Raw genomic sequence first — 16,094 nt, 5'->3', positions numbered from 1 at the left:
CCCATATTAAGTGCCGGTTTTCACCGAGGCGCGCACCAATTGGGCGGCTTTCTCTGCAATCATGATGGTAGTCGCACCGGTATCACCAGCAATAATTACCGGCATGATGGAAGCATCCGCCACCCGCAGCCCAGCCACTCCCCTCACCTTTAAGTCACTATCCACCACCGCCCGGCTGTCATCGACAGCGCCCATTTTGCAACTACCAACCGGGTTGCTGCCAGCGATGGCAAGCTGGCTGGCGAGCTGATGCAAGTCAGCTTCCTGCTGGGATGTGCCCTTAATTTCCTGTGGTGCATAGGGCTGCAAGGCTGGTGCAGCCATAATTTTACGCGTCAATTGGATGGCGGCAGCAGCTATATTGCGGTCTTCGTCGGTGCTCAGGTAATTCATCCGTATCGCCGGGGCGACGGAAAGATCGCCCCCCTGAATCCTGACTTGCCCGCGGGACGTCGGGCGCAAGTTGCTGACATTGGCAGTGATTGCCGGGAAAGCGTCCATCTCCGGTCCGACTTCTGCCTGTGACCAAGGCTGGACTTGATAGGACAGATTCGGTCTGGCTTGTGTCGGATCGGAACGTACCATCGCACCCAAGGGTGAGGGTACCGTCGATGCCAAGCCATTTTTCTTGAAGATGTATTCGAGCCCCATCGCTGCCATCCCCAGGTAACCCCTACCCGAGGTATTCAGTGATTTGGCACCCGATATTTTGTAGCGCATGCGCAAGGGCATATGATCCTGCACATTCTCACCGACGCCGGGGATATCCTGCACGACCCGGATTCCATGTTCCTGTAGCAAGTCGGCAGGACCTATACCCGAACGTTGCAGTATTTGTGGACTACCAAAAGTACCTGCCGTCAGGATTGTTTCACGTGAAACATCAGCAGTCCATTCCTTGCCGCCACCGACAAACTCGACTCCGGTACATACCTTGCCCTGATCGGTTTCTTCTATGATCAGCCGACGCACTTGCGAACCGGTCATAATTTCCAGATTGCCACGGCGGGTGATGGTGCGAAGAAATGCTTTGGCAGTGTTCAGGCGCAAACCGTTTTTTTGGTTGATATAGAAATAGGCACACCCTTCCCCACGACTGAAATCATCTATCTTGGGTATCCCGGTTTGAGACGCGGCTTCGCGGAAAGCATCGAGTGTCTTCCAGTGGGCCTTTTGCTTTTCAATATGCCAGTCGCCACCTACCCCATGCCAGCTATCAGCACCCTGTTCGTGATCTTCGGTGCTACGGAATAAGGGCAATACTTGCTCCCAGCGCCAACTCATGTCGCCGGTCAGTTCAGCCCAGTTATCGTAGTCATGCGACTGGCCGCGCTGGTAGATCATGGAGTTAATACAGGAAGAACCGCCGAGAATTTTGCCGCTAGGATAAAGCAGGCTGCGTCCGTTCAGGCCAGGTTCGGGCTGGGTGCGATAGCGCCAGTCGGTGCGCGGGTTATCTATCATCTGGCGAAAACCGAGCGGTATGTGCACCCACACATAGTCGTCCTTCGCTCCTGCTTCTATCAGTAATACTGACACGCCCTTATCCTGTGTCAGTCGGTTGGCTAATACGCAGCCGGCAGTGCCAGCCCCTACGATGATGTAATCGTACTTCCCTGCGGATTCTGCCATGGTCTCTATTGGTAAGGTTGATGTTGCGTTGGACTAACTCCATCATCACTGACTGCACTTACAGTCGACTGACAATGAGTTCTAATTATTATTCATCACCTGACTCGTCGCTGCCTCCTGGAGCAACACTGATCTATATTTACTTGGTAGTGGGCATCGCGAATTCCGCGCCTTTGACTATCGATTCCGGCCAACGCTGCATGATGGATTTATAGCGCGTGTAAAACTTCACGCCCTCTTCGCCATACGCATGGGTGTCGCCAAACATCGAGCGCTTCCAGCCACCGAACGAATGCCAGGCCATCGGCACCGGGATAGGTACATTGATACCGACCATACCCACTTCGACCCGCCGGGAAAATTCACGTGCAGTATTCCCATCCGATGTGAATAGCGACACACCATTGCCAAACTCATGCCGATTAATCAAATCCAGGGCAGCTGCAAAGTTAGGTACGCGCACAACACAAAGTACCGGGCCAAATATCTCTTCTTGATAAATTATCATCTCTGGCGTGACGTGATCAAATAGACAACCACCCAGGAAAAATCCTTGCTCATGTCCGGCCACTTTCAAGCCGCGACCATCTACCAGTAATTTGGCACCGGCTTTTACGCCTGCATCTATATAGCCTTCTATCTTGGCCTTATGCGCGGCGCTGACCACTGGTCCCATTTCGGCATCGGCTTCCATGCCATTCTTTACCTTCAGCGATTTGACGCGCGGGATTAGCGCAGCCACCAGTTTGTCGGCTACGTCACCTACTGCCACCGCCACCGAGATCGCCATGCAACGCTCGCCGGCCGAACCATAAGCCGCACCTATCAAGGCATCGACCGCTTGCTCCAGGTTGGCGTCTGGCATCACGACCAAATGATTTTTTGCACCGCCCAGTGCCTGTACCCGCAGTGGATAACTACCGCCCTTGCGCGCCGCTCCAGCGGCATAAATATATTCTGCAATCGGCGTGGAGCCGACAAAAGACACTGCCTTCACATCCGGGTGCTGCAGCAAGCCATCTACCGCCAGCTTATCGCCCTGCAAGACGTTAAATACGCCGTCAGGCAGCCCAGCTTGCTGTAGCAGCTCCGCTACCATCAACGACGGTGAAGGATCGCGCTCAGAAGGTTTAAGGATGAATGTATTGCCCGTTGCGAGAGCTACCGGCGCCATCCACATCGGCACCATAAAAGGAAAGTTGAAAGGCGTAATACCTGCGGTCACGCCTAAAGGCTGACGCAGATTCCAGTTATCTATACCGCCGCCAATATTGTCCGTGAACTGGTTTTTTAATAATTGCGGTACGCCACAGGCAAACTCGACGACTTCCAGCCCACGCGTCACCTCACCTTTAGCATCGGAAAAAACCTTACCGTGTTCACGGGTAATAGCAGCTGCCAGGTCATCATGGTGCTTCTCTATTAATTCCTTGAATTTGAAAAGTATGCGTGCCCGCTTCAAGGGTGCCGTGTCGGCCCATGCCGGTGCTGCTGCTTTCGCTGTCGCCACGACTGCCTGCACATCCGCATCACTGGCCAGAACCACTTGCGCACTGACCTGGCCAGTTGCCGGGTTAAAGACATCCTGTTCCCTGCCGCCCTCGGTACCTACCAGGCGACCATGAATGTAATGCTTAATTTGGGCAGTCGTCGTCATCTACTTTCCTCGAAAAGGTTTTATAAGCCTGCTTGTAATCTGTTCAAGATTAACATGGCAATAAGGGAAAAATGCTGTGCATAAAGCTCTGCAGAAACGGTGGATAGCTTGTGGATAATCCTGTGGAAAAAGAAGGCTGCATTTTTATCCCCGAACTATCCTAGGCAAGTACACCGCTTATGCAGGCTTTATCCAGATTCCAAGTATTTGATTTGTTTCAGGCTTTTACCCTTATCCACAGAAAAGCACCTGCGTTAACTATTACTACTAAACATATATATAAACAATTAACTTAAAACAGAAAACCCTTTTTAAAACCTAAAAGCGCAAAAGCTTTAAAAACTAAAACCTTAAAACTGAAAGACCACAGCCTCTTTACCAAACAAATCACAGATGAATTTCAAATTCAGTTGAATTCATTTTTTGATAACAGCTGTTTAAAAATTTCCTCAACCCCTGGTTTGTATAAAAAATCGAGTTTTGCTGAACCGGGAAATGAAATTTGCCGCTTGCAGGCGATTTTTAAATGAAATCCTGTACCTACCCCGTCCATTGCCGCTCCAAATGCCCTGGATAGCAGCTACAGAACTCTTAAATGAAGAATGAGCGTTTAGGTACTGACGTTTTTAACAGCAGCTAAAAAGTAAAAACGATGGCTTTTGTCTGCTGCGCAGTACAAGGATGGGTATTTCAGGAAGGATTTGCTAAGCAACAGCTGTTAGCCAGCTTTGCAATGAGATGAAAGTAGTGCTTTTACAGAGGCTTTTGACTTGGGTTTTTTGAACTTCGAGAAGAAAACGCGATTCTGGTTTTATATTGATTGTTTATATATATGTTTAGTAGTAATAGTTAACGCGAGCACTTTTCTGTGGATAAGCACTAAAGCCTGATAAAAATCAAAGGCTTGGAATTTGGATAAAGCCTGCATAAACGGTGTACTTGCCTAGGATAGTTCGGGGATAAAAATGCAGCCTTCTTTTTCCACAGGATTATCCACAAGCTATCCACCGTTTCTGCAGAGCTTTATGCACAGCTTGTACAGGCCCGGCAAAATCAGATGGATAAATCAACTACTTTGCCGCTTCCTTGCTGCTTGCTTTGGCTTTATAGGTTTTACCAGGCGGTGGAGCGACCGGTTTGCTGCGCGCTTCCTTGAGTAAGCTGGTGCATTTGTTTTCTTCTGGGTTACCTACATTAATCAAAGGTAATAGAGCGGTGACTGGAGCAACGACAGCCAGTGCTACCGCACTCCCCGCTTTCAATGCCAGCACGCCGGTATCCACCCCTACTTTCGGATTGGCGAATTCACCGGTCACATACAGCGGAGCACGCAGGGAAACAATGCGCAAACCTTTGGTTTCCGGTTTGATGGTCAGGTTCAGTTGTTCCTTCGCCAAATCAACGGTACCCGTTACATACATCACCGCATCGCTGGTATCAACAATGAAGGTGCGTGTTTGTACCAGGCCATTGGTAACCGAAAGATCAGTGGCCATGCAATTCAGTTGTACTTGTTTATCGCCAAATAATTTAGAGATGACGATATTGCCGATATTCAAACCGATCTGTTCCAGCAAGAGTTTGCTGATGGTGCCTTCATTGATCAGTGATTTGATTTCACCATTCGAAGTGGCGAGCAGGCTGGCTATCGAATTACCGGTACCGGATAAGGAAGTATCGCCATTGACTTCACCAAAGCTGGCTTGCATAGGCTGGAAGGTTGGGAATAACTGCTTCAGCTTCAAATGACGTGCTGAGACTTTTGCTTCGGCCTTGATCACATTATTGCGACCATCGAGTTTGATATCACCGATCAAGTTACCACCGGCGACACCGAATTTCAGTGGTGACAAAGTAATGACGCTGTCTTGTAACTTCAGATGGGTATCGAGGTTTTCTATAGGCAGTGAAGCACTGTGGACGATTTTATGTCCGGTGATTTTCACATCTGCATCTATGCTGCCCCAACGCTCAGTCGTAAATTTCTCGACTGGCAAAACTTTGTTTGCAGGTTGGTTGGCAGCAACGCCGCGTTCCTTTTTGCTCTCGTTGGAATCCGCACCTATCACTGGACCAAGATCGCTTAGTTGCAGCAAATTGGAAACCACCGTGCCCGACAGCAAAGGACGTGGTTGCTTGGCTTCATACACCAGGCTACCGGCAATATCGCTATCCCCTACTTTGCCTTTGAATTTTTCATAGGTCCACTTGCCACCGCGCTTATCAGTCACACCTATCAAATGTCCTTCTGTGGAAAACTCAGGTGTCTTCGGCAATGTAATGCCAGTCAACGGATACAGATCGGCCATGCTGGCACCGGCCAGATACAAACGCATATCGATAGCGGCAAGTTCCTGTGGTTTGGTAACTGTGCCGTTGACGCGTATGGTGGTTTTACCCACATTCAGTTTTGCTTCCAGCGGAAAAGGTTTATCTACATTCTTTAACGCAAGCAAAGCACCCGCTTTACCGTCACCAGTAATGCGTGCACCGTTGTAAGTACCGGTGATTTTCCAGCCCATTACAAAGTCATTGACTGCTGTAGGCTCGAGCGTATCGATGTTTGCTTTGGCATCGATATGTTCAACTTCATCTTTCAGTGTGATCTCGCCGCGATAAAAATACAGTCGTTGCAGATCCAGTGTCCAGGCTGATGGTTCGGTTTGTTTGAAGGTCCAGTTATCTTTATCTTTGCTGACGCGTTGCAATGCAAGGTTGGGATCATCCAGCTGCAGCGATGGGATGACGATGGTTTTGTTCAACAGCGGTAATGGATTTACAGAGAAAGTAATGTGACCTATCTCCGCCATATTGCTATCTGCTTTAGCCCATTCCGGATTGCCCAGGGTGACGTCATGCGCACTCAGGCGCGGTGCCGGGACCCAATCGCGCCAGGTGCCGGTAGCTGGTTCGGCGCGTTGCCAGGTCAGGATCAAATCACCATTGATGGCAAAGCGACGACCTGTTGCTTCACTGACTTTTTCATTCAGCCATGGTTTGGCCCGGTTCCAGTCAAACATCAACAGAAACAAGACACAGATCAGCAATAGCGCGGAAAAGCCGATGGCGCTCCACATCATTATTTTTTTTGTACGAGACATAAAAGGACTCAAATAGTGGGAGACGAATTAATACGACCCTGCGATAACTTGCGAGTTCAATAAGATATTCCGTGAAGAAATATCCGCAGCACTGGTCTTCGTTAAGACAGCTGGGGGTTTTTAGCAATTACGGTGAAAAAATATAGAACTTACGATGGGCCAATGCTGCGGTAATTATTTTTTGCGAACCCGGGTCGGAGTGTGTGCGCTAATGATGCCGGATGCAGTTGCTCGCAGGATTTTTTTAAAGGTCGGACATTCCATATGACTGGGTGCTGCACACTTGGCAGCATGACGTAATCCGTCACGCATGGCAGATAGTTTGCGGATAGTGAGATCGAGTTCATCCGCCTTGCTGAGAAGCACCTTTCTATCCAGGTTCACCTTGCCGTTGGTTTCAAACATGGCGGCAATTTCATCCAGCGCAAAACCGGCGGCACGTCCCAATGCAATCAGCGTCAGGCGCTCCAGTACGGTGGCATCGAATACGCGACGCAATCCACTCCTGCCTATGGATTTGATCAACCCTTTTTCTTCGTAGTAGCGCAGCGTGGATGCAGGTACTCCCGCTTGTGCAACAACTTCGGCGATATCCAGTCTTGCCATGCTTGACCTCAAGTAGACTTTAAGTTGCACGATATCACTTCCCGCTTTTACATGTGTATAAAAGGAAGCAATCATGAACACTGAACAAACTAACATCTGGAATGGTGATGCAGGACGTGCATGGGTAGAAACTCAGCAGCTGGTGGAGCAGATGTTTCAACCGATAGCCACACTGCTCGTGCGTGACATCAGTGGTGCAAGCAAAGTATTGGATGTAGGTTGCGGTACTGGCAGCACCACTATCGCTGTATCGCGACAACTCGGGTTGCAAGGATTATGCACAGGTATAGATATCTCGCAGCAGATGAAGGATGTTGCGCATACTGCCGCAAAGGAACAAGGCTTAACTACGCGCTTCATCTGTGATGACGCACAAAGATATGCGTTTGTGCCAGCGAGTTTCGATGTAATCATGTCGCGGTTTGGGATGATGTTTTTTGATGATCCCGTCGCTGCATTTACCAACTTGAGGCAGGCGGCACGTACACATGCTGAATTGAGGTTTATTGCCTGGCGTAGCGCGGATGAAAATCCCTTTATGACGACGGCGGAACGTGTAGGCAGCAGCCTGCTGCCGCATATGCCGGTACGCAAACCTGATGAGCCCGGGCAATTTGCATTTGCAAACAAGGAGCGGGTGAAGCAAATCCTGCAGGCAAGTGGCTGGAAAGAGCCAGCTGTCGTAGCGATCGATGTACCTTGTTCTTTTGAGGCAAAGGATTTGCCGCTTTACCTGACTCGTATGGGACCGCTGGGTCGCGCCTTGCAACGAGAGGATGAACAAACACGTAGCCGCGTCATTCAGGTCGTGCGACACGCGTTCGAGCCTTATGTGCATGGTAGGCAGGTCAGCTTCAATGCGGCGTGCTGGAAGGTCACGGCCAGCGCGGGATGAAAACGCCGCTCTGATGATGTCGCCGGAACGAAAATGAAACGCGTGTTAAAGTCCTTGTCCTGTGTCGAACGTCGCTTCTGTCGTTTCATCACCTGCTCTATCCGATCAACTCACGCTTTGGTCCTGGTATGCACGTACATGTACTACAACACGTTCCATTTGAAGGTTTGGGCAGCATAGAAGAGTGGCTGCTGCAACGTAATATGACCTTCAGCTATACACGGTTGTTTGAATCAGACCGCTTCCCGTCGCTGGATGGCATTGATTTGATCATTGCGCTCGGTGGTCCCATGAGTGTGAATGATGAAGACACTTTGCCGTGGTTACGTACCGAGAAATGTTTTATTGCAGAAGCGATTGCCGGGCATAAAGCTGTGCTGGGTATTTGCCTGGGTTCACAGCTGATAGCAAATGCACTGGGCGCTAAGGTGTATCCGGCAGCAGAGAAAGAGATAGGCTGGTTTCCTATCGTGGCTGAACCGGCAATGCTGGATGGACTGGCCTTCCCTGCCAAGGTGGATGTATTCCATTGGCATGGTGAAACCTTTGATTTACCGGAAGGAGCCATCCGCCTGGCCAGCAGCGCTGCCTGTCGTAACCAGGCGTTCCAGGTAGGAAGTCGCGTGATTGGTCTGCAATTTCATCTGGAGACCACGCCGGAGAGTGCGGACTCCATCATCCGGCATTGTGCTGATGAATTGGTGCCGCAGCGCTATGTACAAAGTGAAGCCGAGTTGCGTAATGTCAGCCCCGGCAACTATGTTGAAATCAATGCCTTGATGGCGGCGATACTTGAATATTTGGTCTGCGATATAGATTAAGCAGATTCATTCAGACTGATAGCTGCATCAGAAGATGCAGCCCGGTATGCGGTTTAGCGTCGTTTCTTGACGCGGCCTATACCTTCTTCGGTGCTGGCGCTCAGTTGCTCACGCAACCACTTATGCGCAGGATTACGCGCATCTCGTTCGTGCCATAGCATATCCACGTGCACGTCCGGTAATTCAAACGGCAAGTCCTTGGCGATCAATGCTTCAGCCATACCGGTAGAAGCGATCAAATGGCGTGGCAAGACGGTAATCAGATCCGAGCTGGCAACGACGCGACCAGCGGTAAAGAATTGATTCACGGTCAGCAGGATGCGGCGTTCACGGCCCAGGTTGGTCAGGGCTTCATCCATCAAACCTTTCGCTCGGCCGGAAAAACTCACCAATAAATGATGCGCCGCACAATAATTGTCCAGTGTCAGTTCGACTTTGGCCAAAGGATGGTTTTTCCGCATCACGCAAACATATTCACCGGTGTACAGACGCTCGTGGCGGATCTGCGAAACAGCGGTGTTTTGTCCACTTGCCAGTTGCGCGGCTACGCCCGGGAAAAAGCCGATAGCCAGATCGATATCACCGCGCAGCAACATAGGGCGGGGTTCGCGGGTGGTCAGCGGCACCATGCGTACATTCAGGCCTGGCGCGTCTTTTTCGATGGCGCGCACCAGGAAAGGCAGCCACAGTGCAGCGGTCGCATCAGCCATTGCCATGCGGAAAGTTGTGTTGGCGCGGGACACGTCAAAGGTATCGGGTGTCACCGCGGCTTCCAGGTCAGACAGCGCGCGACGTACCACCGGCCATAGCTCTTCGGCTCGTGATGTCGGTTTGACACCGTGGGCGGTGCGGATCACCAGCTCATCGCCCAAGGTGTCGCGCAGGCGGCGCAGCGCGTTGGAGACGGCGGGTTGTGTCATTGCCAACAAATTTGCGGCGCGCGTCAGGTTTTGCTCGGTCATGACGGCGTCAAAAACGCGCAGCAAGTTCAAATCCAGGGTGAGGAAACTCATATTATTTTTACCAAAAAAGGGCTTATCAGGAGCTTAGCAGACATATTCACGAAATCGATGACTGGTATCCTGAATTGAAATTAGATTTATATCTCTATCCTACCTATACTGCAATGCAACAACAAGGATTATCAGAGAAAAAAGGAAATCATCATGTCTACTTTATCGAATAGCACATACACGAACCCGGCGCTGATCGCCGTTCCAGCTGTTTTGGCTGCAATCGGCCTCGCCTACACCCCGGCACGTCCAGCGATCATCGCGGTAGCTGGTGTAGTTGCCCTGGCATTGCTGTTTAAGCCATTGACCGTAGCCCTGCTGCGCAACATCTTGCTGGCGCTGGCACCTAGCCAAAAGGTCGCTGTTGCCAAGAAAGCCACTGTCGCTGCAACCAGCCCGGTACAAACCGCATTTGCTTTGAACCGCAAAGCCAACCAAATCGCGCAAACACAACCTGCGCTGGCTGCTGAACTGCGTATGCGTGCTGCTTACTCCGCACCACAACGTATCAGCAAACGCGCTGTTGTGCAGGCACAGGCTCCGGCACAGACTCGTTTTGCATTGAATCGCAAAGCGAACCAGATTGCCCAGACTCAACCTGAACTGGCAGCCAAGCTGCGTATGCAAGCTGCCTACGCTTAACGCTGTAGCGCGAGTTTTAGTTGAACGGTAATCAAATTTATCTGATCAATTTAATGCGACTGGTAGCAGGCAACGTTTATGCCAGTTACGTCGTACACGCATTACGTTGGTCACCTGCAGTACAAGCGCTGTTATCTGGCGTGGTGCTGAATGGCGGCGGCAGCTTTGCCGCCGTTCTCATCACCCGGGCGTTGCGACCACGAATTGCACACATCCGGAAAAGTTTTAACGCCGATACCGAGGCGGTCCGCCCACAAGGATGATCGTTTCGGTAGCTGCTTACCAGTTGCTGTTTCTTCCCTCTCAAGGAAGGTCTCAAGGTCCCGCGAGCCCCAAGCTCGGCGGGATTTTTTTCGTCTATGACTGAGACAGCGTTTAAGCCTGACTGTTGTTTAAATCGGCTATTTTTTTCGATGTCATGATAAAGAAGCTAATTTCGTGCAAAATACAGCAAGGTAATCGTTTTACACATCATCTATCTGGCCTGCTTCAGTTCTGATAGTGCAGTGATGTTGATGCTTAATTACGGAGTCAAGCAACTTGGGCCGTCTGATCAAAAACAACTACTCCAATACCGCTTTGTTGAAGGATTTAATGACTACGCCGCCGATGACAGCGAAGCAGCATGCGGACATCATGCGCAAGCGCATAGAACACCGCAGGATGCTGGAAGAAGCGAAGGAATTAAAGACAGCCAGCGAAGACGTATTTGAACAGCTGTAAATAAAAAAGCGCGGAATTCCGCGCTTTTGTTTTTTGTGCAGCCTGTATGTTCCAGGCTACTGCACTACGCATGATCCGGCTCAGCGATCATACGGTGCACTATCCACTTACTTGGCCGATGGGAAGAACACTTGTTCGCCGTCGATTTTGTAAGCAGCGATTTTCTTTTGACCTTCAGGTGAAGTCAGGTAGTCGATGAACTGCTTGGCGCCTTTGTAGTTGATGTCTTTGTACTTGGCTGGATTCACTGCAATCACGCCGTATGGGTTAAACATCTTCTTGTCGCCCTGCACCACGATCGCCAGGCCGGTTTTGGCTTTGTAGGCACCGAAGGTTGCACGGTCCGATAAAGTGTAAGCCTGCAGTTCGCCTGCCATCGTCAATACTTCGCCCATGCCCAGACCAGCGGACACATACGCGCTGCCTTCAGGCTTCACGCCGATTTCTTTCCAGTAGGCTTTTTCCATGACGTCGGTGCCGGAGTTGTCACCACGCGAAATGAATTTGGCTTTGCTATCGACGATTTTCTTCATCGATGCGAGTACGTCTTTGCTGCCCTTGATACCGGCAGGATCGCTGGCAGGACCGACGATGATGAAGTCGTTGTACATCACGTCGCGGCGATCTACGCCGTGGCCTTCAGCAACGAATTTATCTTCAGCCGAACGTGCGTGTACCAGAGTTACATCGACGTCACCGTTCTTGGCCAGTTCCAGGGCTTTGCCGGTACCAACCGAGATCACGTGGACTTTGGAATTGGTCTTGGCTTCAAACTCAGGCAACAGATAAGGCAGCAGGCCCGAGTTTTCGGTGCTGGTAGTGGTCGAGAGTTTGATGATTTGTTGTGCGAAGCCGAGTGGCGCGACGAATGCAGATGCCAGAACAACGGCGGCAAAACGCAATAATGGGCGACGTGACATGGTTTCTCCTGTAGGTGTTATAAATGAAAATGGCTGCGTAACCCGGAGGGTAGCGCAGCCATGGTAATCGTATTGGATCGTCAGGACAACCCGATAGGAATCAGTTCAGCATTTTGTGGGTGCGTACTGCATCCAGCACGATAGGCTTCAAGCCTTCACCATTGTGGTGTTCGACGTGTTCCATCAATGCACGACGCATACGTGGATCCCACGAACGTTTCAGATGGCCCGCGATTTCTTCCAGGGATTTATTGCGATCTCTCATGGTTTCAAAAAAGTCGCCGATCTGGTTAGCCATCTTGATCAGATTATCTACTGTGCTACCGCTCATTCTGCTCTTCCTTAATATAATTTATTTCGACTCGCGTATCAGGCGATGTGCTTGCGCATAAACGACGTGGCTTTGATCACGAACAAAACCGATCAGCGTGACATTGGTTTCATCTGCCAACTGTATTGCCAGGCTGGTAGGCGCCGAGATAGCCGCCAGGAAACCGATGCCCATGGTGGCCGACTTCTGCACCATTTCATAGCTGGCACGGCTGGTAATCAATGCCGCACCTTGCGTGAAATCACGCTTGTCTTCAGCCATGGCACCGATCAGTTTGTCGAGCGCGTTGTGACGCCCTACATCTTCACGTACCAGGTCGACTGAACCATCCAGGTTCATCCACGCAGCTGCATGGGTGGCGCCGGTATGCTTCTGCAGGCGTTGCTGCGCTTTCATGGCTTTCATGCCAGCGTAAATCTGCTGCGCCGAAAACATCGCATGTCCGACAGTTGCCTGCGGATGGCGTATTGCCTGTTCCAGTGTTTCTGCACCACACAAACCACAGCCGGTACGACCGGTCATGTTGCGTCGTTTGTCTTTTAACGTGACGAAGCGTTCCGTCGCGATACGCATTTGTACCTGTATGCCTTCGCAGCCAGGCACAACTTCGCAATCGTAGAGTTCGGACTTGTCTTTCAGTATGCCTTCACTGAGCGAAAAGCCGAGCGCAAAGTCTTCCAGGTCGTATGGCGAAGCCAGCATGACGGCGTGCGAAATACCGTTGTATTCCAACGCGACCGGCACTTCTTCCGCGACGTCATCCTCGCAGATAGTGTGCTGATCCGCGTCCCATTTTTCTACCGGGACGCGAACCAGTGCCGTACGTTCGTCGTCAGTGCTTGCATTCATCACACAGACCCTTTATCAGACCTCAGACCTTACTTCGATGTGGACAACTCCGAGCCACGTGGAATCATCTTCTCAGCGGCAAAGCTTTCTTGCTCGCGGTTAAAGCGATTATACGAGCGTTGCCATTCCGAAGGTTGGGCAACCGGCATTACCTGCACCGCCGTCACTTTGTACTCTGGGCAGTTGGTAGCCCAGTCGGACGAGTTGGTCGTAATCACGTTAGCACCCGATTCAGGGAAGTGGAACGTGGTGTACACGACGCCAGGCTGGATACGCTCGGTGATATCTGCACGCAATACGGTTTGACCGGCACGCGATTCAATACCAACCCAGTCGTCCTGCTTGATGCCGCGTTCTTCCGCATCGTGTGGATGGATTTCCAGGCGATCTTCGCTGTGCCACATATTGTTGAAGGTACGACGGGTTTGCGCACCAACGTTGTATTGCGACAGGATACGACCGGTGGTCAGGATCAATGGGAATTTCTTATTGACCTTCTCGCCAGCACCGAAGTACTTGGTATTGATGAAGCGACCTTTACCGCGCACGAATTCTTCTGTGTGCATGGTTGGGGTACCTTCTGGCGCTTCAGCGTTGCAAGGCCATTGGATGCTGCCGCCCAATTCGTCGATACGCTTGAAGCTCACACCGGTAAAGGTCGGGGTCAACGCAGCGATCTCATCCATGATTTCACGTGGATGTTTGTAGTTCATAGGATAGCCGAGTGCGTTCGACAGCATTTGGGTGACTTCCCAGTCGCCGTAACCCGATTTCGGTGGCATCACTTTGCGTACGCGCGAGATGCGACGTTCTGCATTGGTGAAGGTACCGTCTTTTTCCAGGAACGACGAACCTGGCAGGAAGACGTGTGCGTATTTCGCTGTTTCGTTCAGGAAGATGTCCTGAACGATGATGCACTCCATTGCTTCCAGAGCAGCGGTAACGTGCTGTGTGTTCGGATCGGACTGAACAATGTCTTCACCTTCGCAGTACAGACCCATGAAGGTGCCGTCCATCGCTGCATCGAACATGTTAGGAATACGCAGGCCTGGTTCGGATTCCAGTGTGCAACCCCAAACTGCTTCGAATTCTGCACGTGCGACGGAGTCAGAGACGTGACGATAGCCTGGCAGTTCGTGCGGGAAGGAACCCATATCGCAAGAACCTTGCACGTTGTTTTGACCGCGCAGTGGGTTCACGCCGACGCCTTCACGGCCGATGTTGCCGGTTGCCATCGCCAGGTTGGCGATACCGATAACAGTGGTCGAACCTTGAGCGTGTTCGGTAACGCCGAGACCGTAGTAGATCGCTGCATTGCCACCGGTTGCAAACAGACGTGCAGCAGCACGGATGTCAGCAGCTGGTACGCCGGACACTTCTTCCATTGCTTCTGGCGAGTTTTCTGGCAGCGAAACGAATTCTGCCCATTCTTCGAACGAGTCAACTTCACAACGTGCTGCGATGAAGTCAGGCTTGTGCAGTTTTTCGGTGATGATGACGTGCGCCAGTGCATTAACGATAGCAACGTTGCTGCCTGGTTTCAGTTTCAGGTGGTAGTCAGCCTGGATGTGCGGCGACTTAACCATTTCGGTAGTACGTGGATCGACAACGATCAGTTTCGCGCCCTGACGGATGCGACGTTTCATTTGCGATGCAAATACCGGGTGACCGGACGCCGGGTTAGCACCGATGACCAGGATGACGTCAGACTTCATCACCGATTCAAAGGTTTGGGTACCAGCAGATTCACCCATGGTTACTTTCAGGCCGTAACCGGTAGGCGAGTGGCAAACGCGTGCGCAGGTGTCAACGTTGTTGTTACCGAATGCAGCGCGAACCAGCTTCTGAACCAGGTAGCCTTCTTCGTTGGTGCAACGCGAGGAAACCAGGCCACCGATCGAATCCTTGCCGTATTTAGCCTGGATGCGTTTCAGTTCGGAAGCAGCGTAGTTGATCGCTTCGTCCCACGATACTTCTTTCCATGGGTCGGTGATTTTGCTACGGATCATCGGTTTCAACATGCGGTCTTTATGTGTTGCATAACCCCATGCGAAGCGGCCTTTGACGCAAGCGTGACCCTGGTTGGCTTTACCATCCGGATTCGGCACCATGCGTACTACTTCATTACCTTTCATTTCGGCCTTGAACGAGCAACCGACGCCGCAGTATGCGCAGGTGGTTACTTTGCTGTGTTCTGCCTGACCCATCATGATGACGGTTTTTTCGGTCAGCGTTGCGGTTGGGCATGCGTCTACGCAAGCACCGCAAGATACGCATTCCGAATCAATGAAGTCTTCTTTTTGACCAGCTGACACGCGCGATGTGAAGCCGCGGCCGTCGATGGTCAGAGCGAATGTACCTTGTGTTTCTTCGCAAGCGCGGACGCAGCGGTTACAAACGATACATTTCGATGCGTCGTAGGTGAAGTAAGGATTGGATTCGTCTTTTTCCAGTTTCAGATGGTTGCTGCCGTCGTAGCCGTAACGTACGTCGCGCAGACCAACTACACCAGCCATGTCCTGCAGTTCGCAGTTGCCGTTGGTTGGGCAGGTCAGGCAGTCCAGCGGGTGATCCGAGATGTACAGTTCCATCACGCCACGGCGGATGTCTGCCAGCTTAGGTGTTTGTGTTTTGACTTTCATGCCGGCTTCGGCAGGAGTCGTACACGATGCCGGGTAGCCGCGACGGCCTTCGATTTCAACCAGGCACAGACGGCAAGAGCCGAAAGATTCCAGGCTGTCGGTAGCACACAGCTTAGGTACGTTGATGCCGTACTCAGCTGCTGCACGCATGACGGAAGTGCCTTGCGGCACGGTGATGGCTACGCCATCGATTTCCAGGGAGATCATGACTTCGGACGTGCTTTTTTTCGTGCCGTAGTCGATACCGTTAAGTTGATTCATT

General features: G+C 51.3%; 15 protein-coding genes. 5 read left to right on the top strand and 10 right to left on the bottom strand.

Annotation, left to right across the window (positions count from 1 at the left end):
• Nucleotides 1-6: 6 nt before the first annotated feature.
• The 5 genes from H7U06_RS01455 to H7U06_RS01435 all read right to left on the bottom strand — a co-directional run bounded on the left by H7U06_RS01455 (nt 7) and on the right by H7U06_RS01435 (nt 6,996).
• The gene (locus H7U06_RS01455) at nt 7-1,632 is read right to left on the bottom strand and encodes a GMC family oxidoreductase (RefSeq protein WP_175624452.1); all 1,626 of its coding nucleotides are present in this window, start codon (nt 1,630-1,632) and stop codon (nt 7-9) included.
• Nucleotides 1,633-1,771: 139 nt separating this feature from the next.
• A complete protein-coding gene (locus H7U06_RS01450; protein WP_175624451.1) occupies nt 1,772-3,289 on the bottom strand; it encodes a CoA-acylating methylmalonate-semialdehyde dehydrogenase in 1,518 nt (505 codons plus the stop codon).
• Nucleotides 3,290-3,695: 406 nt separating this feature from the next.
• The gene (locus H7U06_RS01445; RefSeq protein ID WP_175624450.1) at nt 3,696-3,842 is read right to left on the bottom strand and encodes a hypothetical protein; all 147 of its coding nucleotides are present in this window, start codon (nt 3,840-3,842) and stop codon (nt 3,696-3,698) included.
• A gap of 517 nt (nt 3,843-4,359) precedes the next feature.
• Entirely contained in the window at nt 4,360-6,390 is a 2,031-nt protein-coding gene (locus H7U06_RS01440; protein WP_175624449.1) for an AsmA family protein, read from the bottom strand.
• Nucleotides 6,391-6,564: 174 nt separating this feature from the next.
• Nucleotides 6,565-6,996: a helix-turn-helix domain-containing protein gene (locus H7U06_RS01435; RefSeq protein ID WP_175624448.1), complete on the bottom strand. Its 432-nt coding sequence runs from the start codon at nt 6,994-6,996 to the stop codon at nt 6,565-6,567.
• A 73-nt stretch (nt 6,997-7,069) separates the two neighbouring features.
• On the opposite strand from H7U06_RS01435, the gene H7U06_RS01430 reads away from it, so the two are divergent.
• Nucleotides 7,070-7,891: a class I SAM-dependent methyltransferase gene (locus H7U06_RS01430; RefSeq protein WP_175624447.1), complete on the top strand. Its 822-nt coding sequence runs from the start codon at nt 7,070-7,072 to the stop codon at nt 7,889-7,891.
• Nucleotides 7,892-8,019: 128 nt separating this feature from the next.
• Nucleotides 8,020-8,712 carry a type 1 glutamine amidotransferase gene (locus tag H7U06_RS01425; RefSeq protein WP_175624446.1) on the top strand — a complete coding sequence of 231 codons (693 nt, stop codon included), beginning with the start codon at nt 8,020-8,022 and terminating at the stop codon, nt 8,710-8,712.
• Between the two features lie 53 nt (nt 8,713-8,765).
• Here H7U06_RS01425 and H7U06_RS01420 read toward each other — a convergent pair whose 3' ends face one another.
• On the bottom strand, nt 8,766-9,725 hold the full coding sequence (locus H7U06_RS01420) for a LysR family transcriptional regulator (RefSeq protein WP_012081482.1): 960 nt from the start codon (nt 9,723-9,725) through the stop codon (nt 8,766-8,768).
• A gap of 153 nt (nt 9,726-9,878) precedes the next feature.
• On the opposite strand from H7U06_RS01420, the gene H7U06_RS01415 reads away from it, so the two are divergent.
• The 3 genes from H7U06_RS01415 (at nt 9,879) to H7U06_RS01405 (ending at nt 11,090) form a co-directional block, all read left to right on the top strand.
• Nucleotides 9,879-10,367, top strand: a complete 489-nt coding sequence (locus H7U06_RS01415) for a hypothetical protein (RefSeq protein WP_175624445.1) — start codon at nt 9,879-9,881, stop codon at nt 10,365-10,367.
• 20 nt (nt 10,368-10,387) lie between these two features.
• A complete protein-coding gene (locus H7U06_RS01410) occupies nt 10,388-10,630 on the top strand; it encodes a hypothetical protein (RefSeq protein ID WP_175624444.1) in 243 nt (80 codons plus the stop codon).
• A 277-nt stretch (nt 10,631-10,907) separates the two neighbouring features.
• Nucleotides 10,908-11,090 (top strand): hypothetical protein, encoded by a 183-nt coding sequence (locus tag H7U06_RS01405; protein WP_124572798.1) that lies wholly within the window; start codon nt 10,908-10,910, stop codon nt 11,088-11,090.
• A 107-nt stretch (nt 11,091-11,197) separates the two neighbouring features.
• Here H7U06_RS01405 and H7U06_RS01400 read toward each other — a convergent pair whose 3' ends face one another.
• The 4 genes from H7U06_RS01400 to fdhF form a co-directional block, all read right to left on the bottom strand.
• Complete coding sequence (locus H7U06_RS01400) at nt 11,198-12,010, bottom strand: extracellular solute-binding protein (RefSeq protein ID WP_124572799.1); 813 nt, start codon at nt 12,008-12,010, stop codon at nt 11,198-11,200.
• Nucleotides 12,011-12,110: 100 nt separating this feature from the next.
• Nucleotides 12,111-12,341: a formate dehydrogenase subunit delta gene (locus H7U06_RS01395; RefSeq protein WP_175624443.1), complete on the bottom strand. Its 231-nt coding sequence runs from the start codon at nt 12,339-12,341 to the stop codon at nt 12,111-12,113.
• A 21-nt stretch (nt 12,342-12,362) separates the two neighbouring features.
• The gene (fdhD, locus tag H7U06_RS01390) at nt 12,363-13,190 is read right to left on the bottom strand and encodes a formate dehydrogenase accessory sulfurtransferase FdhD (protein WP_175624442.1); all 828 of its coding nucleotides are present in this window, start codon (nt 13,188-13,190) and stop codon (nt 12,363-12,365) included.
• A gap of 29 nt (nt 13,191-13,219) precedes the next feature.
• Nucleotides 13,220-16,093, bottom strand: a complete 2,874-nt coding sequence (gene fdhF / locus H7U06_RS01385; protein ID WP_175624441.1) for a formate dehydrogenase subunit alpha — start codon at nt 16,091-16,093, stop codon at nt 13,220-13,222.
• Nucleotide 16,094 lies beyond the last annotated feature (1 nt).

It is taken from the genome of Herminiimonas sp. Marseille-P9896 (assembly GCF_903993245.1).
Classification (GTDB): domain Bacteria; phylum Pseudomonadota; class Gammaproteobacteria; order Burkholderiales; family Burkholderiaceae_D; genus Oxalicibacterium; species Oxalicibacterium contaminans.
The sequence above is the reverse complement of the archived record's forward strand: the minus strand, read 5'-3'. Positions and strand labels throughout refer to the sequence as shown.